The sequence below is a fragment of the Carboxylicivirga litoralis genome (assembly GCF_025499605.1).
GTDB lineage: Bacteria > Bacteroidota > Bacteroidia > Bacteroidales > Marinilabiliaceae > Carboxylicivirga > Carboxylicivirga litoralis.
The window spans coordinates 146,319-159,088 of record NZ_JAFMVC010000007.1 but is presented as its reverse complement, the minus strand read 5'-3'; the positions used below and the strand labels follow the sequence as shown (position 1 = coordinate 159,088).

The following is a 12,770-nucleotide window of genomic DNA, read 5'->3' as shown; positions in this document are numbered from 1 at the left end:
ATGAATTATCCGATAGCAAACAACAAACATCGTTCAGCAGGTGTATTTAAAAGGTGGAGTCGTAAGGGCTATGCCATCTTTGGTTCGCTGGGGTTTGTGGTGCATATCGGGCGTTTATCAGTGGTACTGTTGCAGTGTATCGGGCAATTGATATTGCATATTGAAACAGAGCTTCAACTGGCATTAAAGTCTTTGGAAGAGGAGGAAGGTAATGAACAGGAGTTGGTTGAGCTTGAATTAATCACATTAGTAAGTAACGCTGATGTAGTTATTGGTGCATATAAGAAACGAAGATAATATTTCGAACCGTCAATGGGCTTGTCCTGTTGGCGGTTTTTTATTTTATACGGTATGATTCAGGAAATTAAAGAACGAGTATTAAGCGGTGGTGCTATTGAACTGAAAGAAGCATTGGCATTAGTGTCGATGGAAAATAAGGAGGAGTTGTATGCAGTTGCCAATGAAATACGACAGTATTTTATGGGCGATAAAATGGATACCTGTTCCATCTTAAATGCGCGGTCGGGACGCTGTTCAGAGGACTGTAAGTGGTGCGCCCAATCGGCTTTTCATAAAACCAAAGTAGACGAATACGAGCTGGTTGATATGAAAGTAGCCGAGCAGCAAGCGATGGAAAATGCCAACCAAGGGGTGAATAAGTTTTCGCTGGTGACTAGCGGACGTGCTCTTTCCAATAAAAACCTGGGTGAGTTGTGTGGTGTGTATAAAAAGATTGGTAAGCAATCGAATATACAGCTGTGTGCTTCAATGGGATTGCTTAAAAAAGAGCAGCTGGAAAAACTGGTTGAGGCAGGTGTGAAGCACTACCATTGTAACATCGAGACGGCTCCTTCATTCTTTAAGTACCTTTGTACTACCCATACGATGGAAGAGAAGATTAAAACCATTAAAATGGCGCAAGAACTGGGCATGGGTGTTTGTTCTGGCGGTATCATTGGCATGGGAGAAACCATGGAGCAACGTATTGAGATGGCTTTTACCCTGTGTGAATTAAATATCCGCTCGATACCAATTAATATTTTGATGAAGGTGGAAGGCACTAAAATAGGTGATGTGGCTCCACTGAGTGATGAAGAAGTACTGACCTCGTTTGCTCTGTTTCGAATGATAAACCCTCAGGCTAATATTCGACTGGCAGGAGGGCGACAGTTGATCGCGCATATACAAGAGCGTGTTTTAAAAGCGGGTGTTAGCGCAGCTTTGGTTGGTGACTACCTGACAACAGTCGGAACAAACATTGCACAGGATAAAGAAATATTTAAGAATGCCGGCTTTTCATTGAGTGTTGGGAGATAATAGTATGGATACACAGCAACTAATAAATATCGATCGCCGTCATATCTGGCACCCCTATGCTTCAATGCTTGACCCCTTACCGGTTTATCCGGTTGAACGTGCCGAAGCGTGTACCATTTATCTGAAAGATGGAAGAGAGCTGACAGACGGTATGTCATCGTGGTGGGCAGCCATCCACGGATACAATCATCCGGTTTTAAATGCAGCCCTTGAGAAGCAATTAAAAAGCATGTCGCACATCATGTTTGGTGGTTTAACGCACGAACCGGCAGTTGAATTAACGCAAAAGCTGATTGAGCTAACCCCTCCGTCATTGCAGAAAGTGTTTTATTCTGATTCGGGTTCGGTTGCTGTGGAAGTGGCGATGAAGATGGCGTTGCAGTTCTGGATTGCACAAGAGAAGAGCGAGAAAGCAAAATTTGCTACCATTCGTTCCGGTTATCATGGTGATACCTGGAATGCCATGTCAGTTTGTGACCCGGAAACAGGCATGCATCATATCTTTAATAAGGCTTTACCGGTTCATTTTTTCGCAGAACAACTACGCTGTCGATTTGGTGATAGTGATGTGCAGGCAGATCTGGATTCGATGCACCAGATTCTGGATGTCCATCATACCGAGATTGCAGCAGTTATTTTGGAGCCGATAGTGCAGGGGGCAGGTGGTATGTGGTTTTATTCTGCCAGTTACCTGAAGGAGTTGAAAGCCATGTGTGAGCGTTATAATGTGCTGTTAATTGCCGATGAAATTGCCACTGGTTTTGGCCGTACCGGAAAGATGTTTGCTTGTGAGCATTCAGGTATTGAGCCGGATATCATGTGCCTGGGAAAAGCCATCACAGGCGGTTACATGAGTTTTGCCGCTACTTTAGCAAGTGATGAAGTGGCAGAGACCATTAGCAAGGGTGAACCGGGAGTGTTTATGCATGGGCCTACTTTTATGGGTAACCCATTGGCGTGTGCCGTGGCCAACGCCAGTATTGATTTGCTTTTACAATCAGATTGGCCATTGAAGGTAAAGCACATTGAGTCGCAATTAGAAGCAGGACTGTGTGAATGTTCCGAATTATCCAATGTCGAAGATGTACGTTGTTTGGGTGCTATTGGGGTTGTAGAACTGGAGAAGGCAGTAGATATGGCCGTTGTACAAAAACGTTTTGTGGAGTTGGGTGTGTGGGTGCGTCCTTTTGGTCGGAATGTATATCTGATGCCGCCTTTTATTATTAGTGATGAGGAGATAAAAAAGTTATGCAAAGCTGTTTGCCAGGTTATAAAAGAGGAGGGAAATAAATGAACTACGATGAGCAGTTGTTAAAAATACGTGATGCTGGCCTGATGCGGGAATTGAGGGCTGTTGAAGCAAAGGGAGGTGCTACTTGTAACTATCGGGGGCAAGACTTGATTAACCTGGCTTCAAACGATTACCTGGGGCTGGCGAATGATATGGCTTTGAAGCAAGCCTTTATTCATCAGGCCTGGAAGGGTGATGCATGGATGAGCTTTGGCGCTTCGTCATCACGATTGTTAACTGGTAACACTGCACTATACGAGGAGGTGGAGGAGTTGCTTTGTCAGTATTACAAGGCAGATGCCGCCCTGTTTTTTAACAGTGGCTACCATGCCAACATGGGTATTTTGCCGGCTTTAACGGAGAAGGGTGACTTAATTTTGTCGGATAAGCTGTGTCATGCCAGTATCATTGATGGTATTCGTTTAAGCCAGGCGGATCATGTGCGTTTTCGCCATCTGGATTATGGGCAATTGAACACTTTACTGGAGAAAAAGCGACATCTCTATAAGCGTGTGTTTATTGTTGTTGAGTCGGTATATAGCATGGATGGTGATGCGGCTGATCTAGCGCAATTGGTCGCACTCAAAGAACAATATGATTGCCTGTTATATGTGGATGAAGCACATGCTGTTGGTGCTGTTGGTGATACTGGTTTAGGTTTGTGCGAGCAACAAAAAGTAGCAGAGCGAATCGATATTGTTGTTGGCACCATGGGTAAAGCTTATGCATCTGTTGGTGCTTTTGCCATTATGAATTCTACGTTGAAGAGGTTGCTGGTCAACAAAGCCCGAACATTAATTTATACAACTGCCTTGCCGCCGGTTAATATGGCATGGACCAAATTTATCATTGAACGCATGCCGGCGTTAAAGCCGCAACGACAGCAACTGAATATATTATCCACTTATATGCATAAAGCCCTGTCGGCAAAAGGCTACAATGTTCATAAAAGCCATATTGTGCCAGTGATGGTGGGAGATAACAAGGTGGCAGTGCAGTTGTCGGAGCATATGTACAAAGAAGGATTTCTGGTGTTTCCGATTCGCCCGCCTACCGTGCCGGTTAATACTACGCGTCTACGAATCTCGTTAACGGCTGATATGTCCATCAGTGCTTTAGAAAAATTAATGCAGTTTATTCCTGAGTGTAAAAATCAAAACAATGAAATATAGTTGGTTGCATAAGAAGAATTCGCACCATCTCATCCTCTTTTTTAATGGATGGAGTTGTGATGAGTATCCTTTTTCTCCTTTGAAGAGTGGAGAATGTGATGTGTTGATGTTGAATGATTATCGTGACTTAACCATGCCGGAGGAGGTGTTCGAGTTTATGGAAGTTTATCAGAAAATATCGGTTGTAGCCTGGTCTTTTGGTGTTTGGGTGGCGCAGGTAGCATTGTATCCATTAAAAGAAACGTTGCGGCATACCATCGCGATAAACGGCACTTTACAACCTGTTGATAAAGAATTTGGTATTCCGGCGCCAATTGCCCTGGGAACGCTATCCGGTTTAAATGATAAAAATTTAGAAAAGTTTCAGCGTCGTATGTTTTCGGATAAAAGCCATTGGAAACAGTTTGTTGATAATAAGCCTCAACGCGGTTTCGATGAGGTAAAGAACGAGTTGTTTTTATTACTTCAGCATTTTAAGGTTCAGAAGTTAAAAGACGATTTCTATAATACTGCTGTTATAGGTCGTAGTGATTTGATTTTTTCGGCATCCAACCAGCTTAGCTATTGGGAAGGTAAAGCTGATGTAGTTAAAGTGTCAGGCGGCCATTTTTGTTTTTATGATTTCAGTAATTGGTATGACATTATCAACTTATCTTAAAAATTATGCAAGTAGCAACAGAGACAGTAAGAGAATTAAAGACGGTTGATAAGGCTTTATTGAAAAAACGCTTTGGATCAGCTGTTTCCACCTACGATGCTCACGCCAAAGTGCAAGTGCAGATGGCAGTTCGGCTGGTGGAAATGGCTAAGGATGTATTGCCGAAGTATCAGCAAAATAGTCTTGAAATTGGCTGTGGCACAGGATTGCTCACTCGCGAAATGATGAATGAATTCGCACCTGATACTTATATAGGTAACGATCTGGTGGATGGGGTGAGTAGCACGATTGAGGCTATCGTAAACAACAAGGTTTCTAAATACACTTTTTTAGCAGGGGATGCCGAGCACTTAAAGTTTCCTAAACAGATGGATAGTATCTGGTCGGGGGCAACCATCCAGTGGGTATTGCAGCTTCAGGTGTTTTTCTCCAAACTTTCGTCTATTTTAAAACCGGATGGTTACTTGGTGATATCGTCCTTTGGCCCAGGTAATTATCGAGAGGTAAAGAATATTACAGGTAATGGAATTGTTTATCAGTCGATAGAAGAGATAATTGAGGCTGCAGGTGATTTTGAGCTCTTGAAATTTGAGCAGTGGCAAGAACAGTTGTGGTTTGAAAAGCCGATGGATATATTAAAGCATATGCGTTACACGGGTGTTAACGGTGTTACGAACTGTCAGTGGAACAAAGGTAAAATGCAGGCTTTTGAAGTAGCTTACGAAAAGTATGCTCAACTTGAGGGCTATCCACTTACTTACCATCCTTATTTAATGATTTTTAAAAAGAAATAATGGCGACTTATTTTATTACAGCAATTGATACTGACGCCGGCAAAACCTTTGTTACCGGATTGTTGGCTAAATATTTAAAGGATCAGCAACAAGAAGTTATAACAATGAAGCTATCGCAAACGGGCTGTGATACCGTTTCAGAAGATATTGAAGTGCACCGCCGTTTGATGGGGTTGGATTTGTTGCCTGAAGATAAGCAAGGACTAACTTGTCCTTATGTATTTCAATTCCCTGCCAGTCCGCATTTGGCAGCCGAAATGGAAGGGACTCAGATTGAGAAAGAGCAATTAGATAAAGCGATTGTCACCATTGAACAGCAGTATGAAACAGTTTTACTTGAAGGTGTTGGAGGTTTAATGGTCCCGATAAATTATGAGTTGATGCTGGTGGATTATATCCAGAAGCATAACTTTCCGGTTATTTTAGTGACATCCGGACGACTGGGCTCTATTAATCACACGCTGCTTACATTAGAAGTCATGAAGAACAGAAACATTCCTTTGTACGGAGTCATTTACAATCATTATCCGATTACTGCTCCAGAAATAACAGAAGATTCGGCCGGGGTTCTGAAGCGCTGCCTGAATAGTTACTTTCCGAATGCTTTATGGGGCGAAGTGCCAATCGTAGAAGCTAATACTACAGCTGTTAAACTGCAGTTGAAAGGCTGGTTTATCGAATAAAACAGAGAGAGCTCCACAGATGTTATCGCTTGAAGCGATGACATCTGTACTCTAATAACCTGAACTCCCTTTTAAAACAGAATTTCTCGAATTTCAGTGTTCAATCGTGCATTTCTCTTTCTTTTTCCTTAACTTTTTAATGCTAATGATTAAAACCGAACACTATGAAAGGGGGTAATATCAACTTAATCGATCTTGATTTTGAATATAAGCTTTGGAAAAATCGCCTGGCGCTATTTGTGAAAGAGATTGATATATTGAAGGATAGAAATAATGAAGTGAAGCATGAGCAAAACATTGTTGAGCTGAACACGGTTGAATTGATGGTGCTGGATGAGCATACTGAACAGCTTAATAAATTGGCGAACCGAATAAAGGTGCAAGAGAACGAATTACAGTTCTATAACAAGGATTTTCCCATTACTCAAAAACATCAGTATTATCGAGATCATGAAGAGTTAAGAGCCAAGATGGAAGACATCTCTAAAGTTCATTTTAATCGGGTGACCGATTTAACAAAGGCATTGGGCATTTAAAATATTACAATCAGGTCGGGTTTGGACATAGGAGCTTGCAGCAGTTTGTTGCAGGTTCTTTTTTGATTGAAGTGTTTCGAGTTCCCAGTTTTCGGTTCCCAGTTCAGCCAATTAACACATCAACAAATTAACAGTTTCTCGGTTTTACAGCTTAACAATTCTTCAATTTTACAGTTTCCCAGTTAATCTTGTTTTGGGTTTCTTGTCCAACTTCTCAACTCATAATCTTTTCAACAATTTTATAAGTCCAAAGTAGTAAGTTCGAAATCCGAAAAAGTATCCAGTATAAATTCAGTTTATCAGTTCACCGATTCGACGATTTTTCAGTTTAACAATTCGTCATTTTTCCCTTTCTTTGCTGAAAAGAATAAGCCATGTACAAAGACTTTAAAACGCGCATCAAAGTAAAAGCTGAGATGGAGGATGCTTTTGCTGCCTTTATCAATCCATTCACCATTGAATTGTGGAGTGGTTATCCGGCAGTGATGAGCAAGGAACCTAATTCTGAGTTCTCACTTTGGGAAGGTGATATTGCCGGCCGTGTTTTGGAAGTAGAGGAAGAGAAAAAGATTGTACAAGAGTGGTATTTTGGCGAACAGGATGAGCCATCTATCGTTACCTTAAAGTTTTTTTCGCAGGGAGGCTCTAAAGTGCAAATTGATTTATTGCATACGAATATTCCTGATGAAGCTTATGAAGATATCGTGGAAGGCTGGAACGACTATTACCTTGGGGCGATCAAAACCTTTTTAGAGGTAGAGTAAAGAGATATATGATGTAAGGGATCTCTATTTATAGTAAGATGTTTCTCCTGTTTCAATTTATCAGTTCTACAGTTAACCCATTCACCAACTCCACACAAAAATCCATCTTTTAAACACTTTTAACTGAATCTGTTGCGCAACATAATAAAAGCATGACTTTCATCAATTTCTAAGGGGCTATTATCCAATAATTTTGCTGTCAAATATCACAGCTGTTTAGCAGCTGATAGACAAGACCCATGTTACAGCGTATAGAAACCGTAGAATTGGCTAACAAAAAAGTTCATGCTATCTATTTTAGCCCGGCCCGATCCACCAAGAAAATTGTTGAAGCAATTGCCAGCGGTATATCAGGTGAGTTCATGGTCCATGATATTACCCAGGGCTTGCACCACCCAATAGAATTGACTTCATCAGATATTGTAGTAGTTGGTGTGCCAGCCTTCTCTGGTCGTGTTCCTGAATTAGCCGCTCAATATATCTCTCAGATTAAAGGTAATGGGGCTCGTGCAATTGTGGCTTGTGCTTATGGTAACTGTCATTACGAAAATACGCTGAGCGAGTTAAGTAACATTTGTGTTAAAGCTGGGTTTGTTCCAATTAGTTCAGGTGCCTTTGTGTCGCGTCACTCCTTATTTCCCGAGTTGGGCAAAGGGCGACCCGATGCCAGAGATTTGGAGAATGCCCAGCAGTTTGGCAAAAAGAGTGTGATGCACTCGCGCCTGATGAATGGTGGTGTATTTAAATTAGATAGCAGTATATCAAGCAGGGCACAGGGCGTTGTTCCACCAGTAGTCAAAGCCAATGCTGATTGCAATTTCTGTGGACGCTGTGTGCAGGCTTGCCCGGTTGGTGCAATTGATGCCAGCAACCCTAAAAAAACCGATAGAGAAGCGTGCATCTCTTGTACACGCTGTATTGATGTATGTCCATACGGAGCGCGCCAATTCAGTGGCTTGATGTATATGATTACCAAAAAACGCTTTGTAGATAAGAATAAAGAGCGCAAGGAGATAGAGGTTAATATTCCATTGTAAAAGTCCGGGAATAATCTACATTCTATAGCTGGCAGGTTCTCTTGTAAGCTTTTTTGCCAATAGTATTCCAGTAGGAGATATGCTCTGAAGTTCATTTCCAGTAATTTACTTTAGGATGACCCATAAATCCCGTATCTTTAATTATGGTTAATTCTGTAAATCCTCTGTGCTATGCTATTATCAGCTAATCATCAACTCGATCACATCGCTATTACTGTTAAATCACATATGTTGCTTCGTCAGCTATTGCATGAAAATCCTATTCTGGAAGAGATAATGCGAAATGCCAGAAATGAAACTGAAGTATTAGTGGGCGTGCGCAATTGGGTGTTGGATGAAATCAAAAAGAATCCGGATGCTTATCGTTTTTATAAACGAGAAGTACACGGAAGAGAAGCCTTTGAGAAACTGAGCTGGAAAGATTTTGCAGCCATCCGCATATTGGATTATATCGATAATGCAGGCCGGGAGTTTGAAGATTTGAATCTGCGGGGTGAAAAGGCCATCAGCAATCCTATTCACCTGATTTGGCTGGCTGTAACTAACGGAACTGGAGGAGCCAAGCCCTTTTTCTTTAAAGATATGCTGATGCTCTTCAAGCAATTCAGAGGTGAATACAAGCGAACGATTCCATCCAAAGAACAAGTGGAGCAATGGATGGAACGATGGAGCTCTGGCCTTGACCCAAGAATTGTTAAGCTGCGTGAGGAAAACAAGGAGCGCATTTTAAAAATTATCATCCGTTTGATTGATTCCGGTGAGATGAGTAATAGTCGCTTTGTTTTCCCTGAGGGCTTATCAAAAGAGCAAAAATACCTGCAGGCATTGGACTGGTGGGAAGACCATCGCTTTCATTTACGCTTTGCAGTGCGTTCGCCAGATTTGTTAAACGAAATGCTCGACAATTCGCTCGACCCTGATACCATGAAGGTTTTATATGAAGCTGAGGCTAAAGGTATCCCGTTTTTTGTTAATCCTTATTATTTGTCTTTATTACATGTGCGGGTGCCTTATTTTGCTGTAGGTGCCGATTTGGCTATCCGTCATTATGTTATTTACAGCCAGAAATTGATTGATGAATATGGTAACATTGTGGCCTGGGAAAAAGAGGATATCGTGAAACCGGGCGAACCCAATGCCGCTGGCTGGTATTTGCCAAGCGAGCACAATATTCATCGGCGTTATCCCGAAGTAGCCATTCTGATTCCCGATACCATGGGACGCGCATGTGGTGGTTTGTGTGCTTCGTGCCAGCGCATGTACGATTTTCAGAGAGGGAACCTGAATTTTAACCTGGACAAATTGAAGCCCAAGCAGACCTGGGATGAGAAACTAGATAATCTATTAGAATATTTTGAAAAAGATGCGCAGTTGCGCGATATATTGATAACTGGCGGAGATGCTTTGATGAGTTCTGATCATTCCTTGCAAAAGATACTGGACAGGGTTTACCAGATGGCTGCCAATAAGCTTGAAGCCAACAAAAGCCGCCCTGAAGGTGAAAAGTATGCACAAATAGTACGCGTTCGACTGGGTAGCCGTTTGCCGGTGTATATGCCACAGCGCATTACATCTGATTTAGTGAGGATATTAGGTGATTTCAAAACCAAAGCTTCCAAAATTGGGATTCAGCAATTTTTTATGCAAACCCATTTTGAATCACCTATGGAAGTCACACCAGAAGCGCGCAGAGCTATTAAACAGTTGAATGAAGCAGGCTGGACAGTGACCAACCAGCATGTTTTTACAACTGCAGCATCGCGTCGTGGTCATGCCGCCAAGCTACGAAAGGTACTGAATGGGATTGGTGTTATCAATTACTACACTTTCAGCGTTAAAGGCTATATGGAAAATAGCTTCAATTTTGCCACCAATGAGCGAGCTGTGCAGGAACAGATGGAAGAAAAGGTGATTGGTAAAATTCCAACGAAGTATTATTCTGCTATCAAGGAGTTTCCTAATAATGCCAGTGCCATAGAAGAGGAGATGGCAAAGTTGATGCAAGAGAGTGGGTTGCCATTTTTAGGTACCGACCGAAATGTGCTCAACCTGCCAGGTGTAGGTAAGAGCTTGACGTTTCGCACTATAGGGATTACCCGCTATGGGCGACGCATCCTCGAGTTTGAACTGGATCATACCCGAAACCATAGCCCTGCCATGAAACAAATGGACAAGGTGATAATTATAGAATCGAAATCGATTAGTGAATATCAGCGTCAGATAGAAGATTTGGGAGAAGATTTCGAAGATTACAGAAGCATCTGGGGCTATTCTATTGGCGAAACCGAGCAGCGTATTCCTATTTATGATTATCCGGGCTATTCTTATCAGTTGACGCAGAAGTTTACGAACCTTAAAGAGGAGGTGGATAAGTAAAAAGAGGCTGAGTTGACTTGATATATAGAGGTTATCTTATAGAGGTGCTGATAACCGATGAGAAGTGATATTTTATGATTTTAGTTAGATTTTTGATGACAATTTTTGAGTTTTTTTATTCGTGGTGGTAATAATTTGGTATTTTAGTTTCCGTTTTATCAGACCAACTCAAAATAATGAAGAAAAAAAATCTAACCTGGTGGATTATTGGTTTCCTGGGTTTTGCCTCTTTTGTCATGGGCGTATGGGGATTGCGAGCTTTATATTATCAGAATAATATTGATTATCATGGTAGTGATTTGTTTTTTACGGCAATGAAGCTATTCGCCATGGAATCAAATGATGATTTTAAACTACCCATTCTACTTGATATTGCTCGTTGGATGGCTCCGCTAACGCTTATTGCAGCGGCAACAATTACTATTCTGCATTTTATAAGACGAGAGTTTCGCGATTTTTTCCTTTTTCGAAAGAAAGGCCATATCATTATAGCCTCCCTCAATGAACGTTCTCGCTATTTGATAAAAGATTTACTGAAACAAGGAGAAAAGGTTGTAATCATCTCAGATGTAGAAGATCCTCATCGCTATGATCCTGTTGAAAAGCTGGGCGCTGCAATTGTTGAAGGAGATATTAATTCTAAAACTTTTCTAAAACAGATTGCCGCTCATAAAGCCAAGGCTTTTGTTTTTTTGGATGAGAATGATGATGATAATATATCAAAAGCAATGTCAATATCTCACTTTTTAGTGGATAAAAGTAAGGTTGATAATCAAACTTTATATACACACGTTGCAGACGGGATTAAGCTGAATGAATTAAACGAATTACAGTTTCTGAAGCAAATTAAAGATGTTGGTAAGGGAAATTATAATTTTCGATTTATTGCCAGCAATGAACGGGCATCGCGCATGATCTTTAACAAGTATTCTCCTGATGTATTTAAACCTGTTAATGTAGATTCAGAACAAGTGCATGTGGCTATCATTGGTTCAGGTAAGCTGGCTCAAAGTATGGTTATTCGTCTGGCACGCATAGGTCATTATGCTAATTTGAAAAAAGTGAAGGTGACTATTTTTCATGATAATGAAAAGAGAAGTGCTCGCCTATATCAAGGTATTCGTTCGCTAAAGCAACTGATTGATATTGAAGATGTGTTTTGTGAAGATTTAGTGTTGTTTAATGAAGAGAACTTTGAAAAAATACATCATCAACAGGCTTTTTCGGTTGCCTATTTAATGTGCGAAAACGATGAAACAGCCATTAGTGTGTTAAATCGCCTGTCACGTATCAAAAGCAAAGATCAGCTTGATACAGTATTAACGTTAAACAACCCTGAAGGTGTTTTGAGTAAGTGGTATAATGTCAAAGAATTAAATAAGCTAAATATTCATAAGTTTAACGTTATCGAAGAGTCTTTTACCCACGAAGCTTTGTTGTCGGAAGAACTGGATATGATAGCATTAAAAATAAATGCAGGTTATCATGGTATTGAAGATGCTAGAGAGGCTCAACAATTATGGTATAATCTGGATAGTGTTGGGCAGGATGCTAATCGGGAACCGGCTGATCATATCTATGTGAAGTTAAGGGCTTTAAATAGGGACGTAGATAGAGCTATAGAGCAAATTCCTACTTTAGAAGAGTCACAGCCTGAGGTAATGGAATTATTAGCTGAGATGGAACACAAACGTTGGTATGCACACAAGGTACTGAGTGGTTATCAATATGGCCCTGTATCCAGTGTAGAAGATAAGACCAACGAATACCTGATACCGTATGCCGATCTTGATGAAGCAACCAAGAAATATGACAGAGATATAATTACTGCTATTCCGAAGTTGATGAAGAACTAATGAGCTTAAGAATAATGAACAAACTACCCCGACAATTAATTGAGAAACTGGCTGAACAAGTACATATTCGCTGGATGGAAAAACGTAAAGCCGAAGGCTGGTCATACGGGCCTGAACGCAACGATGAACGTAAACAAACGCCTTGCATGGTGCCATACGATGAACTTTCGGAATTAGAAAAAGACTATGATCGGTCAACGGCACGACAAACCCTCGAAAGCATAATTGAATTGGGCTATAATGTTGTGAAGCGATAAAGCTAAGCTGGTTTTTTAGGTGGACAAAG

At 41.1% G+C, this 12,770-nt stretch carries 13 protein-coding genes; all 13 read left to right on the top strand.

Annotation, left to right across the window (positions count from 1 at the left end; all coding sequences use genetic code 11):
* Entirely contained in the window at positions 1-297 is a 297-nt protein-coding gene (locus tag J1N10_RS09180) for a hypothetical protein (RefSeq protein WP_262326400.1), read from the top strand.
* 54 nt (positions 298-351) lie between these two features.
* Positions 352-1,317, top strand: a complete 966-nt coding sequence (bioB, locus tag J1N10_RS09175) for a biotin synthase BioB (protein ID WP_262326399.1) — start codon at positions 352-354, stop codon at positions 1,315-1,317.
* 4 nt (positions 1,318-1,321) lie between these two features.
* Positions 1,322-2,611 (top strand): adenosylmethionine--8-amino-7-oxononanoate transaminase, encoded by a 1,290-nt coding sequence (bioA, locus tag J1N10_RS09170; protein WP_262326398.1) that lies wholly within the window; start codon positions 1,322-1,324, stop codon positions 2,609-2,611.
* Complete coding sequence (locus tag J1N10_RS09165) at positions 2,608-3,780, top strand: aminotransferase class I/II-fold pyridoxal phosphate-dependent enzyme (RefSeq protein WP_262326397.1); 1,173 nt, start codon at positions 2,608-2,610, stop codon at positions 3,778-3,780. The genes bioA and J1N10_RS09165 overlap by 4 nt, the downstream gene beginning before the upstream one ends.
* Entirely contained in the window at positions 3,770-4,438 is a 669-nt protein-coding gene (locus J1N10_RS09160) for a DUF452 family protein (RefSeq protein ID WP_262326396.1), read from the top strand. The genes J1N10_RS09165 and J1N10_RS09160 overlap by 11 nt, the downstream gene beginning before the upstream one ends.
* 5 nt (positions 4,439-4,443) lie before the next feature.
* Positions 4,444-5,232, top strand: coding sequence for a malonyl-ACP O-methyltransferase BioC (gene bioC / locus J1N10_RS09155; RefSeq protein ID WP_262326395.1), 789 nt, complete (start codon positions 4,444-4,446; stop codon positions 5,230-5,232).
* Entirely contained in the window at positions 5,232-5,915 is a 684-nt protein-coding gene (bioD, locus tag J1N10_RS09150) for a dethiobiotin synthase (protein ID WP_262326394.1), read from the top strand. Before bioC ends, bioD begins: the two co-directional genes overlap by 1 nt.
* Positions 5,916-6,079: 164 nt before the next feature.
* Positions 6,080-6,451 carry a hypothetical protein gene (locus J1N10_RS09145; protein ID WP_262326393.1) on the top strand — a complete coding sequence of 124 codons (372 nt, stop codon included), beginning with the start codon at positions 6,080-6,082 and terminating at the stop codon, positions 6,449-6,451.
* A gap of 374 nt (positions 6,452-6,825) precedes the next feature.
* Positions 6,826-7,215 (top strand): SRPBCC domain-containing protein, encoded by a 390-nt coding sequence (locus J1N10_RS09140; RefSeq protein WP_262326392.1) that lies wholly within the window; start codon positions 6,826-6,828, stop codon positions 7,213-7,215.
* Positions 7,216-7,454: 239 nt separating this feature from the next.
* Positions 7,455-8,252 carry a 4Fe-4S binding protein gene (locus tag J1N10_RS09135; protein WP_262326391.1) on the top strand — a complete coding sequence of 266 codons (798 nt, stop codon included), beginning with the start codon at positions 7,455-7,457 and terminating at the stop codon, positions 8,250-8,252.
* Positions 8,253-8,423: 171 nt separating this feature from the next.
* Positions 8,424-10,628: a KamA family radical SAM protein gene (locus J1N10_RS09130; RefSeq protein WP_262326390.1), complete on the top strand. Its 2,205-nt coding sequence runs from the start codon at positions 8,424-8,426 to the stop codon at positions 10,626-10,628.
* A 176-nt stretch (positions 10,629-10,804) separates the two neighbouring features.
* Positions 10,805-12,484, top strand: a complete 1,680-nt coding sequence (locus J1N10_RS09125; RefSeq protein ID WP_262326389.1) for a RyR domain-containing protein — start codon at positions 10,805-10,807, stop codon at positions 12,482-12,484.
* Between the two features lie 14 nt (positions 12,485-12,498).
* Positions 12,499-12,741 carry a RyR domain-containing protein gene (locus tag J1N10_RS09120; RefSeq protein WP_262326388.1) on the top strand — a complete coding sequence of 81 codons (243 nt, stop codon included), beginning with the start codon at positions 12,499-12,501 and terminating at the stop codon, positions 12,739-12,741.
* Positions 12,742-12,770: the final 29 nt, after the last annotated feature.